We start from the raw sequence: 15,149 nt of genomic DNA, 5'->3' as shown, positions 1-15,149 counted from the left end.
CTCAAACCTACGCCAGTCAGGCGACGCGCACTCGCGACGGATCTCCGGCGCATGACGCGCTGCTCAGACGGACATGCCGTCCACGTAAAGCCATTCCCGATCCTCACGGACGAACCGGCTCCGCTCACGGAGACTCCCGCGTTCCTTCCCCTCGCGGAACCGGGCCTCGAAGACGACCACACCCTCGCGCTCGAACGGTCCGCCCCCGTCGGTTGCGAGCACCTCCAGCGAGAGCCACCGGAGTGTCTCATCGAGATCCAAGGCCTCGGGACGAGTCGTCGGATGCCAGGAACGGAGGAGATGTCGCGGCTCCCGCCGCGCGAACGCGGTGTAACGCGAACGCATCAGCCTCTCCGCCGTCGGTGCTGTTCGTCCGCCGATGATCGGACCGCAGCACGCGGCGTACACGTCCCCGGTGCCGCACGGGCACCGCGCTTCCTCTTCCATCGACCGCCTCCGTTCCCTCACGATATCGGCGCGCACGCCCTCTCTTGGAATACCCGTGTGGGGTATATGGTTGGGGACATCATGGACGAGCACAGCGCACGAGCCCCTCACGAGGACGGCCACCCTACGGGCACCGCACCGATGCACGCCGCCCACGAGGCGCACCCGGAGCACGGCGGCCACGGCGGCCACGGCGATCATGTCGCACAGTATCGTCGCCTGTTCTGGACCATGCTCCTCCTCGCCGTCCCGGTCGTCGCGTTCTCGCCCATGTTCGCAATGCTCCTCGGTTACCCACTCCCTGATCTCCCTGGCATCGGATGGGTGTCGCCTGTTCTGGGCACGCTGATCTTCCTCTGGGGCGGGCGTCCGTTCCTCACCGGAGCCATGAGCGAGGTGCATGCCCGACGTCCGGGGATGATGCTCCTCATCGCCCTCGCGATCACGGTCGCCTTCGTCGCGTCCTGGGGCGCGACGCTGGGGCTGTTGCACCACGAGCTGGACTTCTGGTGGGAGCTCGCCCTCCTCGTCGTGATCATGCTTCTGGGGCATTGGATCGAGATGCGCTCGCTGGCGCAGACCACCTCCGCATTGGACTCGCTCGCTGCGCTCATCCCCGACGAGGCCGAGCGCGTGATCGCCGACGAGGTCAAGCGGGTCTCCCCCGCCGATCTCCGCGTCGGCGACCTCGTGCTGATCCGCCCCGGCGGGCGCGTCCCTGCGGACGCCGTCGTCGAGCACGGGCGAGCCGCCGTGGACGAGTCGATGATCACCGGAGAGTCGCGACCGGTCGAGCGCGGCATCGGGGATCCCGTGGTCGCAGGCACGATCGCGACCGACTCCGGCATCCGCGCCCGCGTCACGGCGGTCGGCGACGACACGGCGCTCGCCGGAATCGGCCGCCTGGTCGCCCAGGCGCAGAGCTCGTCGTCCCGCGCCCAGCGCCTCGCCGACCGTGCCGCCGGCTGGCTGTTCTGGTTCGCTCTCGCCGCCGGCGTGGTGACCGCGATCGTCTGGACCGTCGTGGGGATGCCCGACGCCGCCGTCGTGCGCGCGGTCACCGTTCTCGTCATCGCGTGCCCTCATGCGCTCGGACTGGCGATCCCGCTCGTGGTCTCCATCGCGACCGAACGTGCGGCACGGGCAGGGATCCTCGTAAAGGACCGGATGGCGCTGGAGCGCATGCGTCTCGTCGACGCCGTCCTCTTCGACAAGACAGGAACGCTCACGCAGGGCGCTCCCGCCGTGACGGCGGTCGCGTCCGCCGAGGGGCACTCAGAAGAGGACGTCCTGCGGCTCGCCGCCTCTGCTGAGGCAGACTCGGAGCATCCGCTCGCCGTCGCGATCGTGGCCGCCGCCATGGCTCGCGACCTGGCGATGAGCGCAGCCGCAGAGTTCCATTCGGAACCTGCTCTCGGCGTCCGAGCCGTCGTTGACGGAAAGACGGTCGAGGTGGGCGGCCCGGCGCTGCTCGCACGCGCCGGAGCGCCCGAGCTCCCGGCGGCCGACGACTGGCGCGCAGAGGGAGCGATCATCCTCCACGTGGTGGTGGACGGCAGGACAGCGGGCGCGCTGCGGCTCACAGACGCGATCAGGGAGGAGTCGCGCGCCGCTGTGCAGGAGCTCCAGCGGCGCGGGATCGACGTGGTCATGATCACCGGCGACGCCGAGGCCGTCGCCGCGTCGGTGGCCGCCGAGCTCGGGATCACGCGCTATTTCGCCGGCGTACGGCCCGAGGACAAGTCCGCTCGCGTCGCCGACCTCCAGACCGAGGGCAAGACCGTCGCGATGGTCGGCGACGGAGTCAACGACGCCCCCGCGCTGGCACGAGCCGATGTCGGCATCGCGATCGGCGCCGGGACGGACGTAGCCATCGGATCGGCAGGAGTGATCCTCGCCAGCGACGACCCCCGATCCGTCGTGTCGACGATCGAGCTGTCGCACGCGGCCTACCGGAAGATGACGCAGAACCTGTGGTGGGCGGCCGGCTACAACCTCGCCGCCGTACCGCTGGCGGCCGGCGTGCTCGCCCCGATCGGCTTCCTCCTGCCGATGTCGGTCGGCGCGGTGCTGATGTCCCTCTCGACGATCGTCGTGGCGCTCAACGCCCAGCTCCTGCGCCGCCTCGACCTGCGGCCGGAGCGGATCGCACCCCGCTGATCATTCGTCCGTGCTCGTCGCGTCCACTGTCCCGGTCGACGCGACGGCACGGAGGATGAGGTCGAGACCGAAGCGGAACTCGGTCTCCAGCTCGTCGTCGGCGCTCGCGGCACGGACCGTCGCGACCTCGGCCAGAAACGGGTACTGCCCGTCCGGAAGCTCCGCAAGGACACTTCGTGCGAGCTCCTGCAGGCTCTCGTCCGCGCCGGCCGGAAGGCTCCGCTCCTGTAGCGCATAGCCGTACACATAGCTGTCGAGGAGCGAGACGGCGTGCACAGCCGCCGCGACGGGGAACCCCCCGTCGCGAAGGACGCCGAGCACGGAATCATGATGCCGGTAGGTCGCGGGACCCGAGCGACGCCGCGAGTCCATCAGACCGATCGCCCAGGGATGTCGCAGCAGGGCGGCGCGGGCGGCGATCGCGCGTGCGCGGAGCGCATCTGCCCACGGCGCGTCCGGGTTGGGGAGAGGGATCTCTGCGAACACCGCATCGACCATCCCGTCGACGAGGGCCTCACGGTTCGAGACATGGTTGTACAGAGACATCGCCTCGACGCCCACGCGTCCCGCCACTGCACGCATGGTCACCTTCGACAGCCCTGCCTCATCGGCGAGCACGATCGCGGCCTTCACGACCCGGGCTCGGCTCAAAGGCAGCCGACGAGGCGGGGAGACCACCGACGATCCTTTGGGAGACCGCGCCATCCTGCTCTCCTTCCGCCTGCCCTTGACCTCAATACACCGCAAGCCTACGCTTGCTTACAATGTAAGTAAGCGGGAAGGAACGACATGACGAAGCAACGGATCTGCATCGTCGGCGTGTCCGGGAAGCTCGGACAGCTCATGGCACGACACGCCCTGGACCGAGGCTACGACGTGGTGGGGGTCTGCCGTCCGCAGAGTGTCGCCAAGCTCACGGATCTCGCGGATCGCATCAGGGTGTTGCCAGGAGCGACCGATGACCCAGCCGTCATCGCACGCGCCGTCGCCGGCTGCTCCGGGGTACTGACCGTGCTCGTTCCGTGGGGCGTGCGGCACTACTCCTCCGGCACCGCACAGGCCGTGCTCGACCACGCGGACGCGGGGGCACGGATCGTGTTCTCCTGCGGATGGCATGTCCGCCACGGAGACGGCGACCACTACCGCCGCATGACTCTGATCGGCAACGCCGTCGTGGGCTGGATCGCCCGCGCTCTGCGCGTGATCGATGTCGACGATCAGCTCGAGGCCGCACGACGGATTTTCGCAAGCGATCGCCGTTGGACGCTCGTCCGCGCGAGCGATCTGGAGGATGGCGAGAGTGAGGGGCTTCCGATCTGGCGACGACACGTCGGCGACCCGGCACTGGCGAGCAACCGGACCCGGCGGACCGACTTCGCCCTGTTCATGCTCGAGGCGCTCCGCGACGACGCGCTCGTGCACGAGGCCCCGGCGATCGTCGGGCGCCTGACCCCGAGCGCGCTGGCCCATACGCCCTCGCAGACGGAGCCCGCAGACGGACAGATCCCCTGGCCCCGTGCAGGGCCAGGGGATCTGTCCACATGTCAGACGAAAAGGTTCCGCACCCTGAGGACGGGACCCTTCCACTGGATGACATAGGCGTCGTTCGTCCCGGGAATGCGCACGATCTGCGTGACATAGGTCGCCGTCAGGCAGTCGAGGCGCGTCTTCTCGCCCGTCGCCAGGTTCACCCGGTAGTGGTTGCTCCCCTGGGTGCCGACATAGGCGTGACCGTCCTCGATCGTGAAGTAGTTCACGACGCCATCGCCGGGGAACGACGCGATCGTCGTCTCATTCCCCGCCGGGTCGATGTGGACCAGGCCATTGGTCGCAGCCGACGCCCAATGGGTGCCATAGAAGCCACCGTTGCCATCGCTGATGATGTCGACGAGGGACTGAAGGTTCGTCTTGCCGGCGAAGGTGCTGGCCGCGCCGGTCGCAAGATCGACGGCGATGATCTGGCCGGTCGCCGCGTCGCGGAAACTCGACACGTACAGCGTGGAACCGTCCGGTGAGAACGTGATCCCGTACGGGTAGACGAGACCGCCGGAGACGTTGGGGGCGACCCAGCTTGCATCGATGAGCTCGCGGACGATCGCCCCCGTGGCGGGATCGAGCTCATAGATCACCGGCCCCGCGGTCGGCCACCCGCGCGCGGCATAGAGTCGCCCATCAGGAGCGAAGCCGACGCCGAGCGATCCCTCTTCCCATGCAGGACCCTTGGCGTACCAGAGTTCCTGCCCCGTGGGGCTGATCTTGACCACGCCGTTCGGAGCGGCATAGGTGCTCAGATACAGGTTGCCCTCGGCATCCACGACCGCGTCGCGGTGATCGCCGTAGTTCGCGTGGAACGCCTCTTGGGCGCAGGGCGCGCAGATCTGATAGGCCGCGGCGTTCGACGTCGCGGTACGCCCGTCAGGCATCGTCACCGTCGCCTGGACGGTAACCGTCGTCGGCGTGAGGAGGGTGACGTTCGCCAGCGTCGCCCGCCCTGCCGCATCGGTGACCACCGTGACGGGAACGACCGAGCCAGGGTAGGTCTGCCCGCCGTGCGTGAGCGTTCCTCCGTCGACGCTCGCGAAGGACAACGTCACGGCCGCCCCCGCGATCGGACCGGAGTCATCGGCCACCTCGATGTCCAGAGCGTCCGCGAGCACCGTGCCCGGCGCCGCGCATCCACCGGCTCCCGGGATCGTGACGCGGATCCTGATCTCACCGGAGGCGGAGGCGAGAGGGACGGCGACCGCGGTCGCGATCACCGGGATGGACCATGCGGCCCCCCTGACGACCATCCGACGCGAGACGCCGTCACGTCCGAGCCTGTTCTCGACTGCAGTGTTTTCGTTCAATGCTTCCCCCAAGTCTGTTCTCATGAAGAGGCGCACGCCGTTTCGACGGCTGTGCGCAAATGCATTGAAACAGAGGCCCCGGCCACCCGACGAGCGCATTTCCGATTTCTGACTGCGATCCGTCGTTCGACCGTCCTCTTTCCGTCACCTCGATAGCGTCTCCGCCAGCACCCGGTCGCTCTCGGGCGAGGCTCTACGGACGGAGGCGCCGACGCGACCCTCCGACGCCCTCCCCTCCCCGGACCAGTGAAACGAGATGAGCGCAAGACCGACGACCGGCGAACGAAGCCGTACACGGCAGCTTCCGCTGTTGTCCCTCGGCTGGACGCCCCTCGACCCGGCTCCGCTGCGCTCATCGGCCGAGCTGGTCACCAGCGGCTCCTGGACCATCGCCCGCCTCTGGTCCACCGCGGGGACCCTACGCTCCTCACCGTTGGAGGCAGGAACGATCCGACTCATCCTCGGCGTGGCCGGCGCCGCCGACGTCACTGTGAACCGGACCACTCTCCGCCTGGAGCCATACGAGATAGTGCTCCTCGACGGCGAGACGGCCGTGCGCACCGAGAGCGCCGACATGTGGGCACGGTTCGAATGGCGGCTGATCGCTCCCGCCCTCCAGCAACCGAGATTCAGGGCCCACTTCGGCCGCGCTCTGGCGTTGAGCCGCGAGCACTACGCACTCCTCACGACGATGTCCAACGTCATCAGCACGAGAGAGGCGTTCGGCGTCTCCCCCGGCTCAGGCGCACTCCAGGACGCCTTCGCGGGGGCGGCGCTGGCCGCCGTCCTCGATGCCACGGACGAGACCGAGGAGCTCTCCTCCTCTCTGAGCAGGATCCTTCAGGAGGCGAGGCGTGTCATCGAGGCGCGTTACACGGACGAATCCTTCGACGTCGCCACGCTTGCCGCAACGCTGCGCCTCTCGATGCGCCATCTGCGGCGTCCTTTCGCAGCCCTGGGGACCACTCCGGCTCAGGCCATCGAGGAGCGTCGCCTCGCGGCCGCCGACACCGTGCTCGACCACACGCCGGCTCGCAGCAGGGACACTCTCGAACAGGTCGCGATGGCCTCCGGGTTCTCCTCCGTCCGGCGGCTCAGGGACGCGCTCGACCGGCGGAGACACCGACACCGCACCGCGCTGCGAGCCCCCGCCCGATGAGAGACGCGGCGAGAGACCGGCGGCGTTTGAGCCCCGCGGCGCGACCCCGGGGGCGTGGTCTACGGAGAAACCCGTAGACCACGCCGCCGCAGAGGAACGGATCGTGTCCGCCTTCGGGAAGGAGAAAGAAACGAACACGAAAAGAAAGGTGTCACTGAACCTTACGCCAGGCCTTCTTCCGGACTCGGCCGAGCAATACCCGCTCTCCCTATCGGAAAATCCCGGGTCCTGACCTTCTTCCTCCCGATCATCGCGAGCCCGCCCGCTTTTCCCGCCGAAAAGGTGTCGAATTGCTGTCGCCAAACTGTTCGCCACCGGAGCCTTCTGCGCGATGGCGAGCGGAAGATGATCGAGGAGGGGCTATGGCCGAGGTACAGACGGAGAGCGTCCAGAACGCGCTGGACATGATCAACGAGGCGATCGGACAGGACGAGCGGTCGTACGACGGGTCGGTGAAGGTCACGGGGGCCGAGCCGGTCCTCGCCTCCCGCCACCGCTTCGGTGAGCTGATGGCCGCATCGCAGGCCGCGCTGGGCATGAACCTGGGCCGGATCTGGCAGCAGCGAGGCGGGCGGGCGCAGAACGTGGCGACCGACGTGGAGGCGGGCGTGCACCAGCACCACGGCATCGCCTTTCTCCGCCAGCGTGGTCACGTGCTCGGATTCACGGACTACAGCGCCCCTGGCGCCTTCGATGACGAGATCTCCTCGGAGTTCTACCCGACCAAGGACGGCCGTTTCATCAAGATGGAGATGTTCTACCCCCGACTGCGTGACGCCGTCTTCAGGGTGCTCCGCTGCGCACCGGTCCGTGAGGCGGTGGAGCAGGCCGTCATGCAGTGGGACGCGGAGGATCTCGAGGCCGCGATACGCGACGAGGGCGGTGCGGTGGGCGTCGTGCGCAGCGCCGAGGAATGGCGCGCCCACCCGGTCGGTCGCGCGCTGTCCACGAAGCCGATCGTGGAAGTGACGAGGATCGGCGACAGCGAGCCGATCCCCCTGCCGAGCGGGCTCCCGACGAGCGGTCGCCCCTTGGAAGGTGTGCGCGTTCTCGACGCCACTCACGTCATCGGCGGACCGATGACGGCACGGACCCTGGCGGAGTACGGTGCGGACGTCCTGCACCTGAGTCGCGTCGACGACCCGGACCACCCGAACTGGCGACTGGAGACGGACCTCGGCAAGCGGGCCGCCTACTGCGACTTCCGCGATCAGCGGGACAGGGAGGGGTTCTTCCGCCTCCTGCACGACGCCGACGTCTTCACCTGTTCCTACCTCGGCCTGGACCGCAAGGGGATCTCCCCGGAGATCCTCGCCCAGGCGCGCCCCGGCATCATCGCGCACGAGCTGCGCTGCTTCGACTTCGAAGGAGAATGGGCGAACCTCCGTGGCTTCGACATGATGGCGGTCACCGTCGCCGGCTACGTCGACGTCGAGGGCGCCGTCGACGCTCCGCAGATGCCGGTCCAGGGGATCTTCGCCGACTACCTCGCCGCCTACGTAGGCGCTGCCGCGATCACGTCGGCACTCCTCAAGCGCGCTGCGGACGGCGGCAGCTATCGAGTCCGCGTGTCGCTGACGCGGATGGCAATGTGGGCGCAGGAGGTCGGGCTGATCGACGCCGCCGAGGCATATGACGGGACGCGTTCCTGGGCGGATCTGGTCGCCGAGTCCGATCTCCCGGTAGAGACGATCGACAGCCCTTACGGCCCGATCACGTATCTGCCATCCCTGATATCGATGAGCGACATCCGACGTGGGTTCGAACGAGGCACGCAGCCGCTGGGCTCGGCGCCGCTCGAGTGGTCCTCCGCCTCCGACCTTCCGTCCTCGCGCAGGACGACGCTCTTCCCGCCGATCGACCCGGCGAGCCCGGCCGATCCCGTGGGCCCTGAGGGAGTCGAACCCCCGACCCTCTGGGTGTAAACCAGATGCTCTGACCAGCTGAGCTAAGGGCCCGTGCGCCCTATTCTAGCGGTCATGTCGTCGAACCCCCGGGGCGGCCGGCGCGCCACCGGGGGCGACCGGGCGCGCCACGCACCTCCGCCCCGAACAGGGATAGGCTGAGGAGGTCGCGCGCTGTGCGGAACCGACAATGCTCCCCCGCGTCGCATCCCGTTTCCATGGCACGAACTGCCATACAGACGAAAGGCTCCACGTGACCGTTCACGATCAGGATCCGTACTCCCAGGGACCGCTGGACAGCGACCCGGAAGAGACCGGCGAGTGGCAGCAGTCGCTTGACGAGCTGGTGGAGGCCAAGGGCCACGGCCGCGGCCGCGAGATCATGCTCAGTCTGCTGAAGCGCTCGAAGGAGCTGCACCTCGGCGTGCCGATGGTGCCGACCACGGACTACATCAACACCATCGCCCCGGAGAACGAGCCCGCTTTCCCCGGCGACGAGGAGATCGAGCGCCGGTACCGCGCCTGGATCCGCTGGAACGCCGCGATCACGGTCCACCGGGCGCAGCGTCCTGGCATCGGCGTCGGGGGACATATCTCGACGTACGCGTCCTCGGCGGCGCTGTACGAGGTCGGCTTCAACCACTTCTTCCATGCGGCGGATGCCCAGGGCGGCGCGGACCAGGTCTTCATCCAAGGCCATGCCTCTCCCGGCATCTACGCCCGCTCGTTCCTGGAGGGCCGGCTCAGCGAGAAGCAGCTCGACGGGTTCCGTCAGGAGCAGTCGCAGGCGCCGAACGGGCTCCCCTCCTACCCTCACCCGCGCCTCATGCCGGAGTACTGGCAGTTCCCCACCGTCTCGATGGGTCTCGGCCCGATCAACGCCATCTATCAGGCCATGTCGAACAAGTACCTCGAGAACCGCGGTATCAAGGACACCTCAGGCTCCCACGTCTGGGCCTTTCTCGGCGATGGCGAGATGGACGAGATCGAGAGCCGCGGCCAGCTCCAGGTCGCCGCGAACGAGGGCCTGGACAATCTCACCTTCGTGATCAACTGCAACCTCCAGCGCCTCGACGGTCCCGTCCGCGGCAACGGCAAGATCATCCAGGAGCTGGAGTCGTACTTCCGCGGCGCCGGCTGGAACGTCATCAAGGTCATCTGGGGTCGGGAGTGGGACGACCTGCTCGCCCGTGACACCGACGGCGCGCTCCTGAACATCATGAACGTCACGCCGGACGGCGACTACCAGACCTACAAGGCAGAGTCCGGGGCGTATGTCCGCGAGCACTTCTTCGGTCGTGACGAGCGCGCCGCCGCTCTCGTGAAGGACTACTCGGACGAGCAGATCTGGAACCTCAAGCGCGGTGGCCACGACTATCAGAAGGTCTACGCGGCCTTCAAGGCGGCCGTCGAGCACAAGGGGCAGCCCACGGTCATCCTCGCCAAGACCGTCAAGGGCTACGGCCTGGGCCCGCACTTCGAGGGGCGCAACGCGACGCACCAGATGAAGAAGATGACCCTCGAGAACCTCAAGACGTTCCGTGACGCCATGCACATCCCGATCACGGACGCGCAGCTCGAGGAGAACCCCTACCTGCCCCCTTACTACAACCCGGGGCCGCAGGACGAGACGATCCAGTACATGCTGGAGCGGCGCAACAGCCTCGGCGGATTCCTGCCCGAGCGGCGCACCACCCACGTCGGGCTCTCGCTCCCGGACGACACCGCCTACGCCCTGCCCAAGAAGGGCTCGGGAACGCAGGAGATCGCCACCACGATGGCGTTCGTCCGTCTGCTCAAAGACCTGCTCCGGGCGAAGGACTTCGGGCACCGGATCGTCCCCATCATCCCCGATGAGGCACGGACGTTCGGCATGGACGCGTACTTCCCCACGGCGAAGATCTACAACCCCAACGGCCAGCACTACACGTCGGTCGACCGGGAGCTGCTCCTCGCCTACAAGGAGAGCCCACAGGGGCAGATCGTCCACGTCGGCATCAACGAGGCCGGCGCGATCGCGGCCTTCACGGCCGCCGGGACCTCCTACGCCACGCACGGCGAACCGCTGATCCCGATCTACATCTTCTACTCGATGTTCGGCTTCCAGCGCACGGGAGACGCGCAATGGGCGGCCGGCGACCAGATGGCCCGAGGGTTCATCATCGGCGCGACCGCCGGACGCACCACGCTCACAGGCGAAGGTCTGCAGCACGCCGACGGCCACTCCCATCTCCTCGCGGCGACGAACCCGGCGACGGTGTCGTATGACCCCGCTTACGGGTACGAGATCGCGCACATCGTACGCGCAGGGCTCGACCGGATGTACGGCGGTGAGCACCCCGACCCCAACGTCATGTACTACCTCACCGTGTACAACGAGCCCCTGGTCCAGCCGGCCGAGCCCGAGAGCGTCGATGTGGACGGCATCGTCCGCGGGATCCACCGGGTCTCGACGGGCGAGGGGACGGGCCTGCGCTCGCAGATCCTCGCCTCGGGCGTCGGGCTGCCCTGGGCCTATGAGGCGCAGCAGCTGCTGCAGGAGGACTGGGGCGTGGCCGCCGACATCTGGTCGGTCACCTCCTGGACCGAGCTCCGCCGCGACGGCCTGGCCGCAGACGAGCACAACTTCCTGTACCCGGAGTCGGAGCCGCGGACCGCCTACCTCACCGCGAAGCTCGCCGGTGCCGAGGGACCGGTCGTCGCGGTCAGCGACTTCATGAACGCGGTTCAGGACCAGATCCGCCCGTGGGTGCCCCAGCGCTACTACACGCTGGGAGCCGACGGGTTCGGCTTCTCGGACACCCGCGCCGCCGCTCGCCGCTTCTTCAAGATCGACGGGCCGTCGATCGTCGTCCGAACGCTCCAGGCGCTGGCCGCCGAGGGGAAGGTGGACCGCTCGCTCGTCGCGCAGGCGATCGCCAAGTACGACCTGCACGATGTGAATTCCGGTACGAGCGGCAACGCCGGCGGGGAGAGCTGACGCCGAGTGCCCCCTTCGTCCCCCACGATGAGCAAGGCGGAGACCCTCACCTGGCTGCGCCGTATCTCCGGAGATCTCGCGACCGCGACACTGCAGCGGCTCGAGGACTCCTTGCCGTGGTACGCCGACATGCCACCGGCTCGACGGTCCGCCGTCGGGCTGGTGGCCCAGGCCGGCATCACATCGTTCATCCAGTGGTACGACGACCCGACCTCCACCCCCTGGATCGCGGCGGACATCTTCGCCGCCGCGCCGCGAGAGCTGCTGCGCAGTGTGAGCCTGCAGCAGACGCTCCAGCTGATCCGCGTGACGGTCGAGGTCACCGAGGAGCGGGTGACAGGCAAGGGAGAGCATCTGCGGGAGGCGATCCTCCTCTACTCCAGAGAGGTCGCCTTCGCCGCCGCCGACGTCTATGCACGCGCCGCGGAGGCACGAGGACTCTGGGACGCCCGTCTCGAGGCCCTTGTCGTGGACTCGATCCTCACCGGGGAGGCGGATGAGGAGCTTCCCAGCCGGATCGCCGCACTCGGCTGGCACGGGCATGGCGAGGTCTGCGTGATCGTGGGCACGACCCCACCGCAGTTCGACGTCGATCAGATCCGGCGCACGGCGCGCAAGCTCTCCGTCGACGTCCTCGTCGGCGTTCAGGGCTCCCGACTCGTTCTCGTGGTCGGACGCGCACACGTGGGCAACCGGCCAGAGGAGGAGGAGCCCGAGCTCAGCTTCACCGAGATCGCCAAGGCGCTGGAGCCGTCGTTCGGCCCGGGGTACGTGGTGCTGGGGCCAGAGGTCGCCGCCCTCGTCGACGCCGGTCAGAGCGCTCGCGCGGCCCTCGCCGGTTTCGCGGTGGCGAAGGCCTGGCGAAGCGCCCCTCGTCCGGTCGAGGCCGACGACCTCCTCCCCGAGCGTGCGATCGCGGGCGATGCCCTCGCCAAGCAGACGCTCATCGAGCGCATCTATCGCCCTCTCCAGGCCCATTCGACCGATCTCATCACCACACTGTGGAGTTACCTCGACAACGGCCGCTCATTGGAGGCCACAGCCAGAGAGCTCTTCGTGCACCCCAACACCGTGCGGTACCGGCTCAAGCGCGTGAGCGAGGTCATCGGCTGGGACGCCACCGGTCCCCGCGAGGCGTTCATCCTGCAGACGGCTCTCGTCTTGGGGTCGATCGGCTCGACGGAGCCCATTCGCCGACGCACCGCCCCGCGCCGCCCTCGCTGATGACGCGAAGCCACCCCCTGCCTATACGACACTCACAACAGTTCGACTGATTCTTGTGAGGAAAGTGCCACCGTTGCCGTCCGATCGTTGGCAGACTGGACAGGTGATCGTCTTCGCCTGCCCTGGACAGGGCTCTCAGACCCCCGGCTTCCTCTCCCCCTGGCTCGAGCTCGACGGGGTCGCCGAAGAGCTCGCCGCGTACTCCGAGGCAGCAGAGGTCGACCTGATCCGGCACGGCACCGTCTCTGACGCCGACACGATCCGCGACACTCGGATCGCTCAGCCGCTGATCGTCGCTGCCTCCCTCATCGCCGCCGCGCAGGTGCGTGAGCGCTCCGGCCGATTCGCCGACGGCATCGCGGGGCATTCGGTGGGAGAGCTCGCCGCCCTGGTCGGCGCCGGCGTCATCGCGCCCCTCGAAGCCATGCGACTGGTCGGCGTCCGAGGCCGGGCGATGGCGGACGCCGCCGCGCAGACTCCGACCGGCATGAGCGCCGTTGTCGGTGGCGATGAGGACGCGGTCCTCGCCCTGCTGGCAGACCTCGCCCTCACGCCTGCGAACTACAACGGGGGCGGGCAGATCGTCGCGGCCGGCGCGCTCCCCGCGCTCACCGCCCTCGCCGATGCCCCGGTCCGCGGCTCCCGCGTCATCCCGCTGCAGGTCGCCGGCGCGTTCCACACTCCGTTCATGGCCTCGGCCGTCGAGAAGCTGCGCGCGGCGGTCGCCGGCGTCGACCCCGCCGATCCCCGCATCCCCTTGTGGACCAACCGGGACGGATCGGTCCTCGCCGACGGTCGCACCGCGCTGGCAAACCTCGTAGACCAGGTCTCCTCGCCCGTGCGCTGGGACCTCTGTATGGCATCGTTCGCCGAGAACGGGATCACCGGGCTCATCGAGCTCGCCCCCGCCGGCGCCCTGACCGGTCTCGCCAAGCGCGGCCTTCGCGGAGTGCCAGCGATCGCTGTGAAGGGCCCCGAAGACATCGACGCGGCAGTCGCGTTGCTGAACGACACCCCCTCGAACGGAGAAGGCGCATGACCACGCTGAAGCAGGCCACCGGTCCGGCGTACACCCGCATCTACGCCGTCGGCGCGGCGCGCGGGGAGAACGCGGTCCCGAACGAAGACCTCATCGGTCCGATCGACTCGAGCGACGAGTGGATCCGGCAGCGTACAGGCATCGTCACGCGAGTCAGGGCCGTGCCCGAGACCGACGCGATCGACCTCTCCACCGCCGCGGCCACTGAGGCCATCGAAAAGTCCGGCCTCGCCCCCTCCGACATCGATCTCGTCATCGTGGCGACCATCAGCAATCCCAAGCAGACGCCGTCGGTCTCGGCCATCGTGGCCGACCGGGTCGGCGCGAACCCGGCCGCGGCCTACGACGTCAACGCGGCGTGTGCCGGGTACGCCTATGCGGTCGCACAGGCGGACGCGCTCGTTCGCGCCGGAGCCGCCCGCAACGCCCTCGTGATCGGCGCCGAGAAGCTCTCCGATGTCGTCGACCCCGCCGACCGCAGCATCTCGTTCCTGCTCGGAGACGGCGCGGGCGCGGTCGTGATCGGCCCGAGCGACACCCCGGGGATCTCCGCCACGGTCTGGGGCTCGGACGGTTCCAAGGCGGACGCGGTCGGCATGAACCACACCCTCACCGAGTTTCGCGACGGAAAGACGCCTTGGCCGACGCTGCGACAGGAGGGGCCGACCGTTTTCCGTTGGGCGGTCTGGGAGATGGCCAAGGTCGCCAAGCAGGCGCTCGAGGTCGCCGGCGTCGAGGCGTCCGACCTCGCAGCCTTCATCCCGCACCAGGCGAACATGCGGATCATCGACGAGTTCGCCAAGCAGCTGAAGCTCCCTGAGACGACCGTGATCGCTCGCGACATCGAGACGACCGGCAACACCTCAGCGGCCTCGATCCCACTCGCCACTCATCGCCTGCTCCAGGAGCATCCCGAGCTCAGCGGAGGGCTGGCGCTGCAGATCGGCTTCGGCGCCGGTCTCGTCTTCGGCGCGCAGGTGGTCGTCCTCCCCTGACCCTGCCCTGCCCTTCTCTAGACTGTTCATCGGTTCCAACACCACCCAAGAAAGAGGAAAAGCCATGGCTTTCACCACCGACGAGGTCCTCGCGGGCCTCGCTGAGCTCATCACCGACGAGACCGGCATCGACGCCTCAGAGGTCGCGATGGAGAAGTCCTTCACCGATGACCTCGACATCGACTCCATCTCGATGATGACGATCGTCGTCAACGCCGAGGAGAAGTTCGGCGTGACGATCCCTGACGACGAGGTCAAGAACCTGAAGACCGTCGCCGACGCCGTGAACTTCATCGTCGCCGGCCAGGAGTGACCCCCGCGGATGCCACCCCCGCGCATGCGGGGCGTGGCATCCTCCGACTCTGCCTTCTTCCGACTCCCCGACAAGGAAC

The 15,149-nt window shown here is 68.4% G+C and carries 12 protein-coding genes and 1 tRNA gene; 9 read left to right on the top strand and 4 right to left on the bottom strand.

Translation table 11 applies throughout. From position 1 onward, the window contains the following. Nucleotides 1–63: 63 nt before the first annotated feature. Nucleotides 64–648: a YchJ family protein gene (locus tag ACP15J_RS01175; protein ID WP_424935844.1), complete on the bottom strand. Its 585-nt coding sequence runs from the start codon at nt 646–648 to the stop codon at nt 64–66. On the opposite strand from ACP15J_RS01175, the gene ACP15J_RS01170 reads away from it, so the two are divergent. Continuing rightward, nucleotides 589–2,607, top strand: a complete 2,019-nt coding sequence (locus tag ACP15J_RS01170; protein ID WP_424980821.1) for a heavy metal translocating P-type ATPase — start codon at nt 589–591, stop codon at nt 2,605–2,607. The genes ACP15J_RS01175 and ACP15J_RS01170 overlap by 60 nt on opposite strands. On the opposite strand, the gene ACP15J_RS01165 is transcribed toward ACP15J_RS01170, so the two are convergent. Next, entirely contained in the window at nt 2,608–3,285 is a 678-nt protein-coding gene (locus tag ACP15J_RS01165; RefSeq protein WP_424935846.1) for a TetR/AcrR family transcriptional regulator, read from the bottom strand. It lies immediately after the preceding gene. A 111-nt stretch (nt 3,286–3,396) separates the two neighbouring features. Here ACP15J_RS01165 and ACP15J_RS01160 point away from each other — a divergent pair, with 111 nt between their 5' ends. Beyond that, nucleotides 3,397–4,206, top strand: coding sequence for an NAD(P)-dependent oxidoreductase (locus ACP15J_RS01160; protein WP_424935847.1), 810 nt, complete (start codon nt 3,397–3,399; stop codon nt 4,204–4,206). Here ACP15J_RS01160 and ACP15J_RS01155 read toward each other — a convergent pair. Further along, complete coding sequence (locus ACP15J_RS01155) at nt 4,152–5,456, bottom strand: SMP-30/gluconolactonase/LRE family protein (protein ID WP_424935848.1); 1,305 nt, start codon at nt 5,454–5,456, stop codon at nt 4,152–4,154. The genes ACP15J_RS01160 and ACP15J_RS01155 overlap by 55 nt on opposite strands. 256 nt (nt 5,457–5,712) lie before the next feature. Between ACP15J_RS01155 and ACP15J_RS01150 the strand changes: the two genes are divergently transcribed. Then, nucleotides 5,713–6,615: a helix-turn-helix domain-containing protein gene (locus ACP15J_RS01150; protein ID WP_424935849.1), complete on the top strand. Its 903-nt coding sequence runs from the start codon at nt 5,713–5,715 to the stop codon at nt 6,613–6,615. A gap of 362 nt (nt 6,616–6,977) precedes the next feature. After that, nucleotides 6,978–8,540 carry a CoA transferase gene (locus ACP15J_RS01145; RefSeq protein WP_424980863.1) on the top strand — a complete coding sequence of 521 codons (1,563 nt, stop codon included), beginning with the start codon at nt 6,978–6,980 and terminating at the stop codon, nt 8,538–8,540. On the opposite strand, the gene ACP15J_RS01140 is transcribed toward ACP15J_RS01145, so the two are convergent. After that, nucleotides 8,500–8,573: transfer RNA gene (locus ACP15J_RS01140), tRNA-Val, on the bottom strand. The genes ACP15J_RS01145 and ACP15J_RS01140 overlap by 41 nt on opposite strands. A 199-nt stretch (nt 8,574–8,772) precedes the next feature. Between ACP15J_RS01140 and aceE the strand changes: the two genes are divergently transcribed. The 5 genes from aceE to ACP15J_RS01115 all read left to right on the top strand — a co-directional run bounded on the left by aceE (nt 8,773) and on the right by ACP15J_RS01115 (nt 15,070). Beyond that, nucleotides 8,773–11,499 (top strand): pyruvate dehydrogenase (acetyl-transferring), homodimeric type, encoded by a 2,727-nt coding sequence (aceE, locus tag ACP15J_RS01135; protein WP_424935850.1) that lies wholly within the window; start codon nt 8,773–8,775, stop codon nt 11,497–11,499. A gap of 27 nt (nt 11,500–11,526) precedes the next feature. Further along, a complete protein-coding gene (locus ACP15J_RS01130) occupies nt 11,527–12,723 on the top strand; it encodes a PucR family transcriptional regulator (RefSeq protein ID WP_424935851.1) in 1,197 nt (398 codons plus the stop codon). Between the two features lie 103 nt (nt 12,724–12,826). Further along, nucleotides 12,827–13,762, top strand: coding sequence for an ACP S-malonyltransferase (locus tag ACP15J_RS01125; RefSeq protein ID WP_424935852.1), 936 nt, complete (start codon nt 12,827–12,829; stop codon nt 13,760–13,762). Next, nucleotides 13,759–14,757: a beta-ketoacyl-ACP synthase III gene (locus ACP15J_RS01120; RefSeq protein ID WP_424935853.1), complete on the top strand. Its 999-nt coding sequence runs from the start codon at nt 13,759–13,761 to the stop codon at nt 14,755–14,757. Before ACP15J_RS01125 ends, ACP15J_RS01120 begins: the two co-directional genes overlap by 4 nt. A 64-nt stretch (nt 14,758–14,821) precedes the next feature. Then, nucleotides 14,822–15,070, top strand: a complete 249-nt coding sequence (locus ACP15J_RS01115; protein ID WP_197220148.1) for an acyl carrier protein — start codon at nt 14,822–14,824, stop codon at nt 15,068–15,070. Nucleotides 15,071–15,149: the final 79 nt, after the last annotated feature.

It is taken from the genome of Microbacterium sp. S308A+ (assembly GCF_049800815.1).
Classification (GTDB): Bacteria; Actinomycetota; Actinomycetes; order Actinomycetales; family Microbacteriaceae; genus Microbacterium.
This window is presented reverse-complemented; position numbering and strand designations above follow the sequence as displayed.

What these genes read in the sequence shown, in the direction of transcription:
- ACP15J_RS01170 (WP_424980821.1), top strand. Translation starts at nt 589, where the DNA reads ATGCACGCCGCCCACGAGGCGCACCCGGAGCACGGCGGCCACGGCGGC.
- ACP15J_RS01175 (WP_424935844.1), bottom strand. Translation starts at nt 648, where the DNA reads ATGATCGCCGTGGCCGCCGTGGCCGCCGTGCTCCGGGTGCGCCTCGTG.
- ACP15J_RS01160 (WP_424935847.1), top strand. Translation starts at nt 3,397, where the DNA reads ATGACGAAGCAACGGATCTGCATCGTCGGCGTGTCCGGGAAGCTCGGA.
- ACP15J_RS01150 (WP_424935849.1), top strand. Translation starts at nt 5,713, where the DNA reads ATGAGCGCAAGACCGACGACCGGCGAACGAAGCCGTACACGGCAGCTT.
- ACP15J_RS01145 (WP_424980863.1), top strand. Translation starts at nt 6,978, where the DNA reads ATGGCCGAGGTACAGACGGAGAGCGTCCAGAACGCGCTGGACATGATC.
- ACP15J_RS01130 (WP_424935851.1), top strand. Translation starts at nt 11,527, where the DNA reads ATGAGCAAGGCGGAGACCCTCACCTGGCTGCGCCGTATCTCCGGAGAT.
- ACP15J_RS01120 (WP_424935853.1), top strand. Translation starts at nt 13,759, where the DNA reads ATGACCACGCTGAAGCAGGCCACCGGTCCGGCGTACACCCGCATCTAC.
- ACP15J_RS01115 (WP_197220148.1), top strand. Translation starts at nt 14,822, where the DNA reads ATGGCTTTCACCACCGACGAGGTCCTCGCGGGCCTCGCTGAGCTCATC.